The organism is Pyrobaculum organotrophum, assembly GCF_055384425.1.
Genome location: NZ_AP042430.1, coordinates 1764499 through 1779800, shown reverse-complemented (window position 1 = coordinate 1779800; position 15302 = coordinate 1764499). Strand labels below are relative to the sequence as shown.

Here is a 15302-nt window from a genome sequence, read left to right as displayed (position 1 = left end):
GACTAAGTTAATACATATATATGCATTATCACGACGGGCGGTTATATATAATACACAAAGCTTATATAGGTGTAGATTTTAGAGCTTATGGCTTCGGGGCTCGTGTAATTAAAATCTTTGATACCACTCTGCGCGATGGTGAACAAATGCCTGGCGTCGCTCTGTCTAATGAAGAAAAATTACAGATCGCCCTAGCTCTAGACGAAGCTGGCGTAGATATGATAGAGGCCGGGTTTGCGGCTGTGTCAAAAGACGAGCAGATAGCCATTAGGCAGATCGCAAAAGAGGTCTATAGAGCCGATGTTGTTAGCTTAGCTAGAATGTCGAAATCTGACGTAGATGCGGCAGTATCAGCTGATGTAGATATGGTACATGTATTTATAGCGACATCAGATATACATTTAAAATATAAACTTGGCATATCAAGAGAGGAGGCTCTACGTAGAGTAGAGGAGGTTGTATCTTATGCAAAATCATATGGTGTGAAAGTTTTATTTAGCGCTGAGGATGCCACTAGAAGCGACCTAGAGTTTTTAGCTAGAGTATATAAGACAGCTATTGAAGCAGGCGCAGACGAGATAAACGTCCCGGATACAGTTGGCATAATGACGCCAAGCCGTATGGCATATTTAATACGTTTCCTCAGGGAGAGACTTCCCCCGGTGCCTATGCATATACATTGTCACGACGACTTTGGCATGGCTGTTGCAAATACAATTACGGCGATAGAAAACGGTGCTGACGTAGCTCAAGTCGTTGTTAATAACTTTGGCGAAAGAGCCGGTAATGCGGCTTTAGAAGAGGTCGTGGCGGCGTTACATTTTCTACTTGGCATGAGGACAAATGTAAAACTGGAAAAGCTCTACGAGCTTTCTCAGCTAGTTTCAAAACTATTTGGCGTGCCAGTGCCTCCAAACAAAGCTGTTGTTGGGGAAAACGCCTTTAGCCACGAGGCGGGTATACATGTACACGGCGTGTTAAACAACCCGTTTACATACGAGCCGATGAGACCCGAAGACGTTGGAAACAAGAGGAGGATTGTTTTAGGTAAACACTCTGGGAGACATGCAGTTGAGTGGGCATTGAAAAACATGGGGATTAACCCAAGTGAAGACTTAGTGGAGTACGTCCTCAACACAGTAAAGGAGCTTGCAGTTAAAAAGGTGAAAATTGACGAGAGTATACTTAAAGAAATTGTCACTACTTATATAACTGCAAAATCCAGGGGATATGCCATATAAGGTACTGGTAATTCCAGGCGATGGGATAGGCCCGGAGGTTGTAGAAGCCGCGCTTCATGTAATTAATGCAGCGGCGGCTAAATACGGGGTAGATCTAGAGATAAAAATCGCCGAGGCCGGAGACGTAGCGTTGAGGAAATACGGTGTTGCGATGCCTCCCGAAACGTTAAAACTAGCCGATTCAGCCGACGTGATTTTTAAAGGGCCAATTGGGGAGTCTGCCTACGATGTCACATCGCTTATTAGGATGAGGTATGTTCTCTACGCCAACATAAGGCCTGTGAAAAACCTCCCTGGAGTTCCTGTAGTAAAGGAGATCGACTGTGTCTTTGTTCGAGAAAACGTAGAGGACGTATACGTAGGCGCAGAGTATAAAATAGGCGACGTCGCCATAGCTCTGAAGGTAATTACTGGCGTGGGCACTAGACGTGTGGCTAGAGTCGCCAGGCGCTATGCAGAGATGAGAAAACGTAAAGTTACTATTGTCCACAAGGCAAATGTGTTGAGAGTCGTAGATGGATTCTTTAGAGATGTAGCTCTGGAGGAACTGAGAGGGCTTGAGGTAGACCAGATGTATGTTGATGCGGCGGCCATGGAGTTGGTAAGAAACCCCCTCCGCTTCGATGTAGTATTAACTACAAATCAATATGGCGACATTCTGACAGATCTTGCGGCACAAGTTGCCGGAGGCATCGGCCTGGCGCCAAGCGGCAATATTGGGGATACAAAAGCTATGTTTGAACCTGTCCACGGCGCCGCTTTTGATATAGCTGGCAAAGGTATAGCAAATCCGATAGCTACAATACTCTCTGCCGCTATGATGTTTGAATGGATGGGTAGGGGAGACGTGGCACAAGCCATAAGGAGGGCAGTTGAGATAAGCCTAGAGAAAAATATCAAGACGCCAGACATAGGCGGGAGAAATACGACAATTGAAGTTGGGAAGTTTATTGCGTCAGCTATATAGAAATATTTATATATACAAGCTTTCTATATTCACATGGAGAGGACAGGGTTTCTAGAGTATGTGCTTAGCTATGTAAAAAAAGGCGTAGAATTAGGCGGATTTCCCGAAGATTTCTATAAAATCTTGTCTAGGCCTAGGCGTGTTTTGATTGTTAATATTCCTGTGAGGTTGGATGGTGGTGGTTTTGAGGTGTTTGAGGGTTATCGTGTGCAGCATTGTGATGTTCTCGGCCCGTATAAGGGTGGGGTTCGTTTTCATCCTGAGGTTACTCTTGCCGACGACGTCGCCTTGGCTATTTTAATGACGTTGAAAAATAGCCTAGCTGGCTTGCCGTATGGCGGCGCTAAAGGCGCAGTACGTGTAGACCCTAAGAAACTCTCGCAGAGAGAACTTGAAGAGCTTTCTAGAGGATATGCCAGAGCCATAGCCCCCCTCATAGGCGACGTAGTCGACATCCCAGCGCCTGACGTTGGGACAAACGCCCAAATCATGGCGTGGATGGTAGACGAATATTCAAAAATAAAAGGCTACAACGTGCCCGGGGTATTCACCTCAAAACCACCAGAGCTATGGGGAAACCCAGTGAGAGAATACGCCACAGGCTTTGGAGTAGCAGTAGCGACAAGAGAAATGGCAAAAAAACTATGGGGCGGAATAGAAGGAAAAACAGTAGCGATCCACGGCGCGGGTAACACAGGCGCGTGGGCTGCGTATTGGCTAGAAAAAATGGGCGCTAAGGTGATAGCTGTGTCTGATATAAATGGCGTAGCTTATAGAAAGGAGGGACTTAATGTTGAATTGATACAAAAAAACAAGGAACTTACAGGGCCTGCTCTCGTGGAACTGTTTACGACAAAAGACAATGCCGAATTTGTTAAAAACCCAGATGCCATATTTAAACTAGACGTCGACATTTTCGTCCCCGCCGCTATTGAGAATGTCATTAGGGGTGATAATGTTGGGCTTGTGAAGGCTAGGCTTGTTGTTGAGGGTGCTAATGGCCCTACTACTCCTGAGGCTGAGAGGATTTTGTATGAGAGGGGGGTTGTCGTAGTTCCTGATATCCTTGCCAACGCCGGCGGCGTGATTATGTCGTATTTAGAGTGGGTGGAGAATCTCCAGTGGTATATCTGGGACGAGGAGGAGACTAGAAAGAGACTTGAAAACATAATGGTAAACAACGTCGAGAGAGTATACAAGAGATGGCAGAGAGAAAAAGGATGGACAATGAGAGACGCAGCAATAGTAACCGCATTAGAAAGAATATACAACGCCATGAAAATAAGAGGGTGGATCTAATCTACTGTAGGCGCAATTAACTCAACTAACTCTTTTGGACACTCCTTCTCCAATATCTCTCTCGCCTTTTCACCAACTTTTTGAGTTACCAACCCCACCTTGTATAGTCTATATATTTGATATACAGTCCTACACTTCAGCGCCAACTCTGGTGAGAATTTCTCTGCCGCAACTTTTAGACGTTGGTCGGCCAAGTAATACATATATTATTACGGTGTCTAACTTAATAAGTTGTATGTTCATGACCACTGCCCCCTTTCAAAGAACGGCTCCCCGGCCCTCCTCCGGGGGCTGGGTTTGGCCCGCCTCCGCCAGACGCCCTCGGTGGGCGGGGCGGAGGCGAGAGGGGCCGGCCGTGCCCCGGCGCATGGGCGCGGCTGATCGGCCGTGCCCCCAGGGCCGGGGAATGTGGTTCATGGGAGAGAAATGTTACGAGCTTAAAAGTGTGATGGACGCCGAGACGGAGGAAAAAACAGGTTGTTTTGTCTTCTGGAGGATTTCCCAGTACCTCCTCTTTGCCCAGAGTAGCGGGATGTTGTCGCGTGTATCGCTGAATCCGCAAGAGGGGCAACGCATAATGCGTTTCTTCTCTCTCTTCATCTTCGCACCACAACGGGGGCAGACAGTTGAATACAGTCGCTCCTCCAGATATGGCAATCCGTACCATTGCGCTAGTGTTTGTAGGCGCTTCCTCAGCTGGCCAAGCCCGTCGTAGAGATGCTTCTTGTCACCTTTCTCGCCGCTCTGCTTCCTCGCAATATACGTCTCGTAGTCCATCGTGTCTACCACGACGGCGGCTTGGTGCTCTCTCGCCAATTTTACAATTTCGCTTGCAGTCTGCTCCACAATGCCCCTTATCTTCCTAAACCGCTTGGACTTGAGGTAACGCGCTCTACTCTCGAGAAAACTCCTTCTGGCGGGATCGGTCTCCCTTGTGGCTCGCGCATCGAGACGGCCTATCCTCTCGTGGAGTCTCCACAACTTTTTGACCGCGCGCTCGTCGGGGAGTCTCATCCGTCTCACGATTTTGCCGTCTACAAGGAGCCCCACCATTATGCCGTGGTCAAGGCGGTTCACGTCAACAACTACAATGCCTCTAGGCTCTACCGGCGTCACCTCTCTGGCGAAGACAAGGGCAACGTAGAGTCTTCCATAGGTCGGCTTCTTCTTACCTTTCTGCTTTTCTATACCCAAAAACGCTAGCTTGAGTTTGGCGTCTTCCTGTAGTCTCTTCCTTATCCAAGAGATGTCACCCTTCTTCAATTTTAAGACAAAAGACGGTATGCCAAGCTTACGCACTCTGACTACGCCGCTCTTAAGGTCGACGAAGACGGCCATGCTAATGTCTCTCTCGTTCTCAACTCTAAGCTGGGCGTCAAACGGAACAGCCCGGCGGAACGCCACGTCGCGCCAGAACATCTTGGCTTGCTTTACGAAGTACTTCTTGAGACCGCACTTGGGGAACACCTCTTCGATTATCCGGTGCGCTAACTCCCGTCTCTCGGGAGTGAGGAGTCTATCCAACTCCTCCGCCGTGAGTCTGGGCTCCTCTTGCCCCGTGATTTCTTTGAGCAACGTTTTGACGTACTCCTCAACGGCCAAGTGCATCCTCGTGACGAGGTTTAGGACGTCCGGCCTCTCTTCTACCAACTGCCAGGGGATTTCTATCCTCAGCGTTCTGTATGCATACATGGCCTTGTATGTGGAGTGGCTGAAATCTCTGTTGGTTATAGAAGACACACGGGGGCAGGCCAAAAGTTTTACAAGACAAACCCACGGCGCCGTCGTGAAGGCGGCGTTGAGAGACATGTTGTTGACCTCCGCCGCCCCTCGCCGGCGTCATACGCCGCCGTTGCCACCCCTCGCGTTGTCCATACTGGCGATACCCACCGCGGCGCTGGCCGTGATAACCGCCATAAACCCGTTTTTTAACCCGTCCACACCTCTAACACGGTCTCTTCACAATTTCTACTCCCTCGGCTCACCTGCCTGACGTCGTCGCTGTCAGGCAGGTTAGTCGAAATAGTTGAAAGACAGACTCTTCAACTAGCTTTCCTCCCCCACGCCAAGCATACACATGGGCCAAGTCTACAGAGTGTTGAAGATCAGAATCCCTTGGCGTCTCGTCGAGGAGCGGCCGGACGTCCTCGACCTTGTGACAAAAATGCACTTGGCCATTGAGGAGTACGTCAGAAGACTGTTGAAGGAGTTGACGGGGCAAGAGGAGCCCAGACTCATGGCGGAGAAACTAGACAGACTTCTCACGCAAACAAGCAATAGTTTGCGTGTTAGGTTGTCGAGTTCGTTTGCGAAACAGCGTCGGTGGAGCTAAAGGCCGTTGTTACCATTGACATAAACCGTCTCGATGCGTGATGTCAAGGCATACCTCCACGCCCTGAGAGGTGGAGTTTCTACTGTGGGGGTCTTTGGTATTGTCTCTCGTCGGAGTTAATGGACGAGTATTGTAGCGGTTTGTCTTGTTTCTCCAGCTCGTTTATCATCTCCACAGCGTCGCCTAGGGGGACAACGCATTATGCGGTTTTTCTCCTCTGCCATCTTGGCTCCACAACGGGGGCAGATTGTTGAATACAGTTGTCGTCGGCAAAGAAGGCACGTTTGCCGACGCCGTCCTCAGCAAATATCTGTGGACGGCGAAAAGTAGACACAGACTAAACAACCTTTTTCCTCTCCTCCCAACCCTTGCTTTTCTCCTTTTGACCTCTTCTGTCACATGTGCCTAAAGAAGGCGATATACGCGGCGGTGGGCTCGCCGACGCGTTGACTACAGCGGCTCTCTAGGGGCCTTGTTGAAGTAAATCCGCTACAGACGCGCCTTGGTCTGCCGTGTGAGCCAATGTCATTGTAGTTGCCGTCGTGCTTGCCGCAATTGAGGACGACACATACCGAGAGCTCAAGGAGAGGAACGGAGAGAAGAAACACCTCCTAGACGGTCTCGGCCAACTACGAAGGAGACTGATGGAGTTGGCATTGTGGTACGGACTGCCGTATGTGGAGGAGCGGCTGTATTCAACCATCTGCCCCCGTTGTGGAGCCAAGGCGGAGGAGAGGGGTCGCTTCATGCGCTGTCCCGCCTGCGGCTTCGGGGCACATAGAGACAACGTGTCCGTGATTTGGGCAGAGAAGAAGTATTGAGAACTGATAGAAAAGGCAAAACAACCCGCTTCTTCCGCACCGGCAACCACCCCACTTAACCTCGTAACTCTCTCTATTTCATGAACGGCGTCTGGCCCCCGGGGCGACAGACGGGGGCGCCAAGCTGTTACAATATAAACAACCAGCGGCCAGCCCCCGTATGACCCGCCTCCTCGCCCCGGCGCACCCGAAGCGGACTCCTGAGCCCCCGAAGAGGGGCCGAGAGAAAGATAGGGGGACGTGCCCCTCCGTGGGTCATTTGAATTTTAGTTGGCCAACCCGGCCGTATGGAATATAACGTTTAAGCCCCTGTTCTTCACTACTTTGTTCTGGAAAGATGTCCGCCCCGCCCTAAAGGACGAGACTTATTCTCTTTCGCATCAAGCTTTTCCTCTCTGGAGAGAGGGGAAGTCGGAGCATTTAAATAAGGCAGAATAAGTTTTGTAATCTCTCCAAAAGGCAGTGTTGTGCGGCCTTGTCGTGCCGTTACCTGTAGATGGGATATGTGCAAGCTCGTGGGCAATCGCTCTGACCTTCTCTCTACATGTCAAAGTGGTAAAGGCTGGCAGAAGCTCTATAACGTAAGCCGGCTCCAGCCCATATGCAATTTGAAAAATTTTGCCAAGTCCCCATATCCTTGCGACTGCCTTAGATCTTGAACTTGAGTTATACACAACGGCGATTTTAGCCTTGAGTAAATGGCCGAGTCTGTATTTTTCTACAACATTTCTAATGTCGGTCTCTATATCAACTATGCGGTACATGTGTAAAAATACTTTCGGTTTAATAAATCGTTTTTAAAGTTTATTAGTAGGGGAGAAGCCGCCCGATATGGCTTTAGAACACTATATAGAGGCCCTAGCCTATGTGGTGGGGGGTGTGCCCACTACGCTTTCTCTGGCGTTGCTCTCTTTTGTCATAGGGCTCGTCCTCGGTTCTATACTCCTTCTTATTAGATTCTTCTTGCCCAAGCCTCTTCCATGGTTTGCATCAGCTTACGTCGAGGCGTTTAGAGGTACGCCGCTTCTCGTTCAAATTTTCATTATATATTTCGGCGTGGGAGGTTATCTAAAAGACTACGGCATAAATATAGACCCCTTTACAGCCGGCGTAATTGCCCTCGGCTTAAATAGCGCGGCGTATCAAGCCGAGATCTTCCGCTCGGCTGTTCAAGCCATACCGCTGGAGCAGTATCTAACTGCAGAGGCATACGCGTTTACAAAAACTCAGACTTTCCGCTATATTATACTCCCCCAGGCGCTTAGGATAGCAATTCCAGCGCTTATGAACGAGCTTGTGTTGTTGATTAAAGATTCTTCTCTTGTAGCTGTCATTGGCGTTACGCCGCCAGATATATTTAGAAGAGCTGATTACTACGCCGCCTCTAAATTTGCTTATTTCGAGGCTTATTTAGCTGCTGCAACGATATATTTCATAATTTGTTACACTATGGTGAAGATAAGTCATTATATCGAGCGTAAGTATGCAATACCTGGGTATTTAAGAAGAGGCATAATATAGACTATGGCTGTTGTGTCTGTTAGAAATCTCCACGTGGCTTATGGAACACTTGAGGTTGTGAAAGGGGTAGATCTCGACGTGGCCCAGGGGGAGAAGGTTGTAATTATGGGTCCCTCAGGCTCTGGAAAATCGACATTCCTAAGATCACTCATTTGGTTAGTTAAGCCGAGACAGGGCCGCATATTAATAGACGGGGTTGAAGTAAGGCAAGAGACACTTAGAGAGGTGCGGAAGAGAGTTGGCTTTGTTTTTCAACACTACAACTTATTTCCACATCTCAAGGTGGTAGACAATATAGTACTTCCTCTCGTCAAAGTCCATAAATTGCCGTATAAAGAGGCTGTGGCAAGAGCTAGAGAGGCGCTTAGCCTAGTTGGCCTAGAGGATAAGGCCAACGCCTACCCGTTGCAACTCTCTGGAGGCCAACAACAGAGAGTGGCTATCGCTAGAGCTCTGGCAAAAAACCCAAAGGTGCTTATGCTCGACGAGCCTACCTCTGCCCTTGATCCAGAGTTAGTCGAGGAGGTTCTACAAGTGTTAGAGGACATAGCGCGTCGCGGCACGACCATGTTGATAGTGACTCATGAGGTAGACTTTGCACTAGATGTAGCAGATAGAGTGGTCTTTTTCGAAGGCGGGAAGATAGTAGAGGAGGGGCCTGTAGAGATACTCTACAACCCCAGGACAGAGCGCTTTCGCCAATTTCTTAGGAGATTACATAAACGCGTGACGTGATTGCTTGTACTCGTGATTGTTTCGATACTTGTATCTTTAGGCCAGTCTATAGAGGGGGAAAACTAGAGAAGTTAGTTCCAATTGGCGAATTTCCAACTCTCGGCTTTACTTGTGCCAGAGGCGTAGCCGACGTAAAAAGATTGAGCTCGTCGAAGAGGATAAAAAGGCCGGTGTTGAGAGGAGAGCGGCAACAGATCGAGGTGAGTTGGAGCCGGGCCCTGGAAGAGTTGGCGTTGAGGATTAGGGAGACGCATCCAGAGGAGGTTCTCCATATCGACTACGATGGCAATCAAGGGCTCTTGACGTGGTATTATCCAGCTCGCCTCTTTAACGCGTTGGGCGCCGCCTCGACAGACTACTCAATATGTAGCGCAGAGGGGAGCGAGGCGATAAAGCTCCACTGGGGGAGGTCCTACGGCGCGATGCCAGAAGAGCTGGGGAGAAGGCCCGTGGTGTTTTGGGCCCTCGACGCGGCGACCTCCTTTATACACGGGTGGGCTCTCGCGAAGAGGGCTAGAAACGCCACGGCGGCTGTAGACGTCGTATGGACAGCGACAATGAAAAACGTAGATCTGCCTGTCTTGGTTAAACCTGGGACAGACGTGGTTCTAGCGCTTGGAATTGCTAGAGAGATCATATTGCGTGGGGAATACGACAGAGACTTCGTCGATAGGTACACCTATGGATTTGACAAGTTTATAAAATACATAGAGACTTACACTCCCGAGTATGTTGAAGCGGAGACCGGCGTTAGGCGCGAAACTCTCTTCCGTCTAGTCGAGTTCTACCTCAGGAGGCCGGTGACCGTAATAGGGTTTGCCATCGGGAGGACGGAAAACGGAGGCGATGCGGCACGGGCTATATCCCTAATACACGCGTTACTGGGAGACCCAGCGGGTTTTTACTACTCAAACTCGGGGGCTTGGGGGATAGACTTCGCCTATTTGAGAGGGCTCCACATGGCTAAGCCAGGCCGAGTGGTAAACATGGGTCTCTTGGGCAGTTGGATCGACGACTTTGACATCATCTATGTCTGGAACGCAAACCCCGTCCTCACCCTGCCACAGGGTAATAGGCTGGCGGAGGCAGCCGCCAGAGGCGACGTATTTCTCGCGGTTCACACGCCTTTTATAGACGAGACAGCTGAGGCGGCGCACTTAGTTCTGCCGGCTCCCACCTACCTGGAGAAAGACGACGTGGTATACAGCTACTGGCACAACTATCTCGTCTATAACACAGCGGTGGCAGAGCCGCCGGGGGAGGCCCGACGCGAGACGTGGGTAGTGGCGAAGCTCGCCGAGCTTCTGGGCCTAGCGGAGCACCCGCTGATGCGGGAAGACCCCTGGGAGGCAGTTGATAAAGCCATAAGGGGGGCCGGCGTTACGTTAAAGGAGCTAAAGGAGCGGGGTTATGTAAAGCTGAGGCCGCCTGACTACTACAATTTCCCCACAGCTACAGGCAAGGTGGAGTTCTATAGCGTTACGGCGGAGAGACGCGGTCTACCGCCGTTGCCGCAATATAAGAAGCCCCGCGGCGCTTTAGTGCTCACCTTCCCGCCGAACCCGCTTTACACAAACAGCCAGTTCCGCGACATATACGGCGAGCCGCCGCCCCGCGTATATATGAACCCCAGGGACTACGTCGGAGATTGCGTCGTGCTTTACAATGAACAGGGAGAGGTCGTCCTAGAGGCCTCGCCAGATCCCAGCGTGCCGCCCGGCGTCGTCGTCTACAGAGGCATAGGGAAAGACCTCAGAGGAGTTCCGATAAACGCCGTTGCCAGAGGCGAGCCCGGGCTCTACGGGGGGACGCCGAAGCTCTACACGACGTATGTCAATGTGAGACCGTGCGAAAGGAGTAATTAAATACCAAACGTACTGTACCACGTGTTTGACAACCACGTACACTGTCACGAGTTTCCGAGAGAGGAGCTGGAGAAATACACCAAGGAGTGGACCTTAGTCTGTGTCTCAGACGACTTAGCCACTTCGAGGAGGACTGTGGAGCTGGAGGGAGCCGTGCGTTGCGTGGGGATACACCCCTGGCAGGTAGATAAGGCCGAGCCAGGGGATCTAGAGGCTGTCGTCCGCCTCGCCGAAAAGGCGGAGGTGCCCTGCGTAGGCGAGGTGGGGCTAGACAGGAGGTTTGTCCCCCAGACGTTTAACAAACAGCGCGAGTTTTTCAGAGCCTTCCTAAGGCTGGCCAGGGAGCTTGACCTCGTGGTCAACGTCCACGCGCCGGATGCTTGGGCCGACGTGGTGGAGGAGCTTAGGAGAGCCGACGTCGATAGGGCGTTGATACACTGGTACACAGGCCCCCTCGACCTACTGGAGACGATTAAAGACTTGGGCTACTACATCTCCATAAACCCAGCCGTGGTGATCCAGAAGAAGCATCAGGAGGCGGCAAAGGCGGCCGACAGACGGATTGTGTTGCTCGAAAGCGACGGGCCGTATGAGTACCGGGGGATGAGGCTGGCGCCCCCGCTGATAAACAAGACTGTGGAGAAGCTGGCAGAGCTCTGGGAGTTGCCTAGGGATCAAGTGGTGGAGACCGTGGAGTTAAACGCCAGAAGGCTATGGCGTCTGTAGAGGCCCTGGTCGACCTTCTGGCGAAGGTCAGAGAGAAGACGCGGAGTCTTGTGGTTGAGGTGGAAGGCCGCTTCACAGCCGTGGGCGATATCCACGGTGACTACAAAACCCTTAGCCAGATCTTCGACGAGTGGGAAAGTCCCTACCTCTTTTTGGGAGACTACGTAGACAGGGGAGACATGGGGCTAGAGGTTGTCGTCGAGGTGTTTAAGCTATATCTAGAGGGCAAGGCGGTCGTTCTCCGCGGCAATCACGAGTCGCCAATTATGAACATCGACGGCGGCTTTCTAGACGAGTTGTGCAAAAAAATCGGCAGTAAATGCGGCGCAGTCTATAAGGAGTTTGAGAAAACATTTGCCGCCCTTCCTCTTGTCGCTGTGATAAACAAAAGGGTGATGGCGCTTCATGGCGGGATTCCCCTAAGAGACGACATGACTCCTGTATCTCTAGAAGAGGTGAGAAAAATCAACGGCGACCTCATAACGCCAACAGATCCAATAGCTTTTCAAATCCTTTGGAATGACCCATGTCTTTGCGAGACATATGCGCCTAGTCCGCGAGGCCCCGGCGCCTGGCTTTTTGGCAGAAAAATTACCAACGAATTTTGTGTAAAACACGACGTAGTAGCGCTTATCCGAGGTCACACCTTTGTGCCCGCCGGCTGTGCAACACACCACGGCGGCGCTATAACAACTATATTTACATCTACAGCAGGTCCCTATCGTAAGACAAGGCCAAAAATTGCAATAGTAGGCAAAAAGGTGGAGGTTTACGACATGGCTACAAAAGACCCCGCCAAGTGCCCAGAGGATCCCGATATGTTTTAAACATATTCCACAAGGCGGACTCTCGTTATAAAGAGCGTCAAGCCTTTAACACTCTCCCCTAAGTCCCTTAGGCGGCGTGACGCCCCGCTGCCCCTGGTATGTGCCGGAGTAGAGGGCGCGGCCCTCCGCCTTGACGAGTATCAAGTGGAGGAACCTCATCCCCCTCTTCAGCACTATGGTGTTCGGCGACTCGTTTACCACCTCGATGGTGATATTGCCCTCAAAGCCTGCATCTACTACGGTGGGCGGTATGACTAAGCCGTACCGCGCGAGAGTAGAGCGCAAGTTGGCGAGACCCACTACGTCGTCGGGCATTTTGACATACTCCTCTGTCGTCAAGAGGACGAAATTCCGCGGCGGGATCACCACCTCGTCTGCCTTGACTATGCGGAAGAGGTGTCTAGCGTTTTCAAGTTCACACGGCTTAACTACGGCGCCCTCGTAGGCGTAGATGGCGTACTCCCCCCCTATTCTTAAGTCGAGGCCGTTTTCTCGTACTGTATCTGGGGCGAGGGGATCTACCTTAAGTCTGCCTGTAGAAATCAGTTTTTTTAACTCGTCGTTTGCCAGTATCATAAGTAAAACTGGGCGTTTTAAAATCCGTAAACGTCTAAAACAGAACAATACTCTTATATTTTAGCAACCATATTGTATAGATGGATTTAGGACAACTATTGGGATCTATATCGCAGTATATGAAACACCCGGTAGTGGGCGGCTGGATCTGGTTCATGATAATAGCCTTTGCCCTGGCCTTCATAGCCTCAATACCGCCAAGACGCCCCTTGGGGAGCTGGCTGGGCGACTTCTTCATAAAGTGGGGTCTCGCCGGCATATTCGTGTGGTTTGTAGTCAACGGCCTCTGGGCCATAAGAGAGGTGATGGGGCAGAGGCTTATACTTCCCTTCACGCCGCTTGAGGCTTACTTAGAATACGCCACGGTGTGGAGCGCCGTGTTAACCGGGATGGCTACATTCCTATTTTTCGGCTCTACTCTACTCCTTAGGGCTATATTTGCAAAAGATGAATTGCCTAAAGGCGTTGTTTACTATAGACAAGAGGTTTTGATTGCAGATCAAAACGCAGTACCTTCACAGACCGAGAAAATACCTGTCGTCGCTGTAGACAATAGGAAGAAGAATTAGCCAGGGTGTATATAGGCTAGGATAAGCACAACATCTTCTTTTCCCACCGGAGTCGAAAGACCGGAGAGAAGTCTAATATCAACGTCGTTTATAGCTATATATATATCGGCCCTCGGCCACCCATCTGGACCCACAACTCTTTCGTATAGCTTCTGAGAAACTGAGGCAAGACCCCTCAATATGTCTCTCACTGTTGCCCCATCTATCTCTAGTTCTGTCTTTCCCCCAGCTAGCGCTACTAAAACACCCGCGAGCTTCACCTTAGCCACAAGAGACAATTAATTTTAGCAATTTATCTTGTACGTGCTTTGTGTTCAATACGGCCCTGTCGTCGTTGGTTGGGATGGCGAAAAAACCCACGTCAATCCGTCTGATTGCAATAAATGGGTTGGTCTAAGAGAGCTTGTGGATAAAATCCCGTTTGAGGAAATAGACAAAAGACTACTGCCTTTATTAAGCATCCCGAGGGGCTATGTCACAACGTATAAATTATATGCAGAGGCCATAGGCACAAGCCCGCGTCACGTTGGATGGCTAATGGCGACAAACCCGCTCCCTGTTATTCTCCCCTGTCATAGAGTGGTGAAGAGCGATATGTCGCTCGGCGGCTATACCGCCGGCGTAGACATTAAGCGAGCTCTCCTTGTATATGAAGGCGCTTTATGTGGCGGAAGGCCCTGTAGAGTTGTAAAACCCAAGCCTATCTCTACTATACGCGAGGCCGTTCTACAGAGTCTAGGCCTAACAGATAAATATTGAGTCTGGAAGTCTAGCATGCCTGTTAGAGTAAAGATAGACAGAAGTAGATGTGTTGTTGCGCACTTCTGCCTATTCTACGCCCCCACGGTGTTTATCCCTAGCGAAGGCGGAAAACCTGCCATTGCGCCAGAATATGCAGTAAACGGTTTTGAAGAGGGCGTTGTGCCTGACTGGCTATATGAACAAGTCAAGGAGGCAGAGCGGCACTGCCCCTCGCGAGCTATACGTGTGTATAAAGAGTGACGATGACATACCGCGCGGTTATTTTTGACGTCGATGGCGTAATTACGCCGTTTCGCTCTGCTTGGCAGAGACTACACGCAATCTTAGGCACAGACGCCGAGTTAAATAGAGCTCTCTATAAGCTAGGTGTTATAGATTATTATGAATGGGCGTTATATGATACATTACTTTGGCATGGGGCGCCCAAACGTTTAATAGAGGCGCGTTTTCAGACGAGGAGAGGGCTAGATGCCTTATGTCAAGTTTTAAAAGAGGCAGGCGTTTATTCAATAGCGCTTTCAGCAGGACTTGGCTATACAAGACAGCTTTCTCGCTGCTTCCATTTTTACGTAGTAAACGAATTAATATATAGAGACGACGCTGTAAATACCGTCGCCGTCTCCGTCAGCGATAGAAACAAAGACGTAATTGCCGAACGAATCTTGGAAATCCTAGATGTAGAATGGTCTGAGGTTATAGCTGTTGGAGACGGCGAGGCCGACCTCTCTATATTGAAAAAAGCCGGCTATCCAATAGCCTTTAATCCCACTAGTGAAGAAGTCGCCAGAGCGGCAAAAGCAGTGATTAGAGCAGACTCTCTACATCCCCTCGCCAAGTATTTAAAAGCGCTACTTAGGCAAAAACTGTGACGTGGTTCTCTCAGCCGCCTTGTGATGCCGACTTCCCCAGGGGCTCGGGGCTGGGCGTTTACGTTTCTGAGAAATCGCCCTAAGACAGAAAACGACAAATTATTATCCACCTTGCTCTAAAAACTTGAAAGGTTCTATTAGTTTTTAAGTCACTCTTCTAGACATGAAGGTGATGAACTCACCGATGTTGAT

17 protein-coding genes and 2 pseudogenes are annotated in these 15302 nt (G+C 50.2%); 14 read left to right on the top strand and 5 right to left on the bottom strand.

The window, feature by feature from the left end; all coding sequences use genetic code 11:
- Positions 1-20: 20 nt before the first annotated feature.
- The 3 genes from ACZ49R_RS10880 to ACZ49R_RS10870 are packed head-to-tail and all read left to right on the top strand — an operon-like array spanning position 21 to position 3507.
- Positions 21-1241 (top strand): homocitrate synthase family protein, encoded by a 1221-nt coding sequence (locus ACZ49R_RS10880; RefSeq protein WP_464733112.1) that lies wholly within the window; start codon positions 21-23, stop codon positions 1239-1241.
- Positions 1231-2208: an isocitrate/isopropylmalate dehydrogenase family protein gene (locus ACZ49R_RS10875; RefSeq protein ID WP_464733111.1), complete on the top strand. Its 978-nt coding sequence runs from the start codon at positions 1231-1233 to the stop codon at positions 2206-2208. Before ACZ49R_RS10880 ends, ACZ49R_RS10875 begins: the two co-directional genes overlap by 11 nt.
- 33 nt (positions 2209-2241) lie before the next feature.
- Positions 2242-3507 carry a Glu/Leu/Phe/Val family dehydrogenase gene (locus tag ACZ49R_RS10870; RefSeq protein WP_464733110.1) on the top strand — a complete coding sequence of 422 codons (1266 nt, stop codon included), beginning with the start codon at positions 2242-2244 and terminating at the stop codon, positions 3505-3507.
- Here the strand turns inward: ACZ49R_RS10870 and ACZ49R_RS10865 are convergent.
- On the bottom strand, positions 3504-3710 hold the full coding sequence (locus ACZ49R_RS10865) for a hypothetical protein (protein WP_011763541.1): 207 nt from the start codon (positions 3708-3710) through the stop codon (positions 3504-3506). The two genes, ACZ49R_RS10870 and ACZ49R_RS10865, sit on opposite strands and share 4 nt — an antisense overlap.
- 226 nt (positions 3711-3936) lie before the next feature.
- Complete coding sequence (locus tag ACZ49R_RS10860; protein ID WP_464734132.1) at positions 3937-5199, bottom strand: zinc ribbon domain-containing protein; 1263 nt, start codon at positions 5197-5199, stop codon at positions 3937-3939.
- 385 nt (positions 5200-5584) lie between these two features.
- Here ACZ49R_RS10860 and ACZ49R_RS10855 point away from each other — a divergent pair.
- Both ACZ49R_RS10855 and ACZ49R_RS10850 read left to right on the top strand, forming a co-directional pair.
- A pseudogene (locus ACZ49R_RS10855) lies at positions 5585-5803 on the top strand (hypothetical protein); the annotation flags it as partial.
- 575 nt (positions 5804-6378) lie between these two features.
- Positions 6379-6660 (top strand): annotated as a pseudogene (locus ACZ49R_RS10850) (zinc ribbon domain-containing protein); the annotation flags it as partial.
- A gap of 380 nt (positions 6661-7040) precedes the next feature.
- Here ACZ49R_RS10850 and ACZ49R_RS10845 read toward each other — a convergent pair.
- Entirely contained in the window at positions 7041-7424 is a 384-nt protein-coding gene (locus ACZ49R_RS10845) for a putative metallopeptidase (RefSeq protein ID WP_011763542.1), read from the bottom strand.
- A gap of 67 nt (positions 7425-7491) precedes the next feature.
- Between ACZ49R_RS10845 and ACZ49R_RS10840 the strand changes: the two genes are divergently transcribed.
- The 5 genes from ACZ49R_RS10840 to ACZ49R_RS10820 are packed head-to-tail and all read left to right on the top strand — an operon-like array spanning position 7492 to position 12334.
- The gene (locus ACZ49R_RS10840) at positions 7492-8181 is read left to right on the top strand and encodes an amino acid ABC transporter permease (protein ID WP_464733109.1); all 690 of its coding nucleotides are present in this window, start codon (positions 7492-7494) and stop codon (positions 8179-8181) included.
- Positions 8182-8184: 3 nt separating this feature from the next.
- The gene (locus ACZ49R_RS10835; protein WP_011763544.1) at positions 8185-8916 is read left to right on the top strand and encodes an amino acid ABC transporter ATP-binding protein; all 732 of its coding nucleotides are present in this window, start codon (positions 8185-8187) and stop codon (positions 8914-8916) included.
- A complete protein-coding gene (locus ACZ49R_RS10830; RefSeq protein ID WP_464733108.1) occupies positions 8913-10781 on the top strand; it encodes a molybdopterin-dependent oxidoreductase in 1869 nt (622 codons plus the stop codon). Before ACZ49R_RS10835 ends, ACZ49R_RS10830 begins: the two co-directional genes overlap by 4 nt.
- Before the next feature lie 21 nt (positions 10782-10802).
- On the top strand, positions 10803-11507 hold the full coding sequence (locus ACZ49R_RS10825) for a TatD family hydrolase (RefSeq protein ID WP_464733107.1): 705 nt from the start codon (positions 10803-10805) through the stop codon (positions 11505-11507).
- On the top strand, positions 11495-12334 hold the full coding sequence (locus ACZ49R_RS10820; RefSeq protein WP_464733106.1) for a metallophosphoesterase: 840 nt from the start codon (positions 11495-11497) through the stop codon (positions 12332-12334). The genes ACZ49R_RS10825 and ACZ49R_RS10820 overlap by 13 nt, the downstream gene beginning before the upstream one ends.
- Before the next feature lie 45 nt (positions 12335-12379).
- Here ACZ49R_RS10820 and dcd read toward each other — a convergent pair whose 3' ends face one another.
- Positions 12380-12910 carry a dCTP deaminase gene (gene dcd, locus ACZ49R_RS10815; protein ID WP_011763548.1) on the bottom strand — a complete coding sequence of 177 codons (531 nt, stop codon included), beginning with the start codon at positions 12908-12910 and terminating at the stop codon, positions 12380-12382.
- Between the two features lie 80 nt (positions 12911-12990).
- Here dcd and ACZ49R_RS10810 point away from each other — a divergent pair, with 80 nt between their 5' ends.
- Positions 12991-13479: a hypothetical protein gene (locus tag ACZ49R_RS10810; protein WP_464733105.1), complete on the top strand. Its 489-nt coding sequence runs from the start codon at positions 12991-12993 to the stop codon at positions 13477-13479.
- On the opposite strand, the gene ACZ49R_RS10805 is transcribed toward ACZ49R_RS10810, so the two are convergent.
- On the bottom strand, positions 13476-13748 hold the full coding sequence (locus tag ACZ49R_RS10805; protein ID WP_011763550.1) for a MoaD/ThiS family protein: 273 nt from the start codon (positions 13746-13748) through the stop codon (positions 13476-13478). The two genes, ACZ49R_RS10810 and ACZ49R_RS10805, sit on opposite strands and share 4 nt — an antisense overlap.
- Positions 13749-13782: 34 nt before the next feature.
- Between ACZ49R_RS10805 and ACZ49R_RS10800 the strand changes: the two genes are divergently transcribed.
- From ACZ49R_RS10800 to ACZ49R_RS10790, 3 genes are read left to right on the top strand one after another with little or no spacing between them, the layout of a single operon-like run.
- Entirely contained in the window at positions 13783-14238 is a 456-nt protein-coding gene (locus ACZ49R_RS10800) for an MGMT family protein (RefSeq protein ID WP_464733104.1), read from the top strand.
- A gap of 15 nt (positions 14239-14253) precedes the next feature.
- Positions 14254-14481, top strand: a complete 228-nt coding sequence (locus ACZ49R_RS10795) for a ferredoxin (protein WP_011763552.1) — start codon at positions 14254-14256, stop codon at positions 14479-14481.
- A 2-nt stretch (positions 14482-14483) separates the two neighbouring features.
- Positions 14484-15110, top strand: coding sequence for an HAD family hydrolase (locus tag ACZ49R_RS10790; protein WP_464733103.1), 627 nt, complete (start codon positions 14484-14486; stop codon positions 15108-15110).
- Positions 15111-15302: the final 192 nt, after the last annotated feature.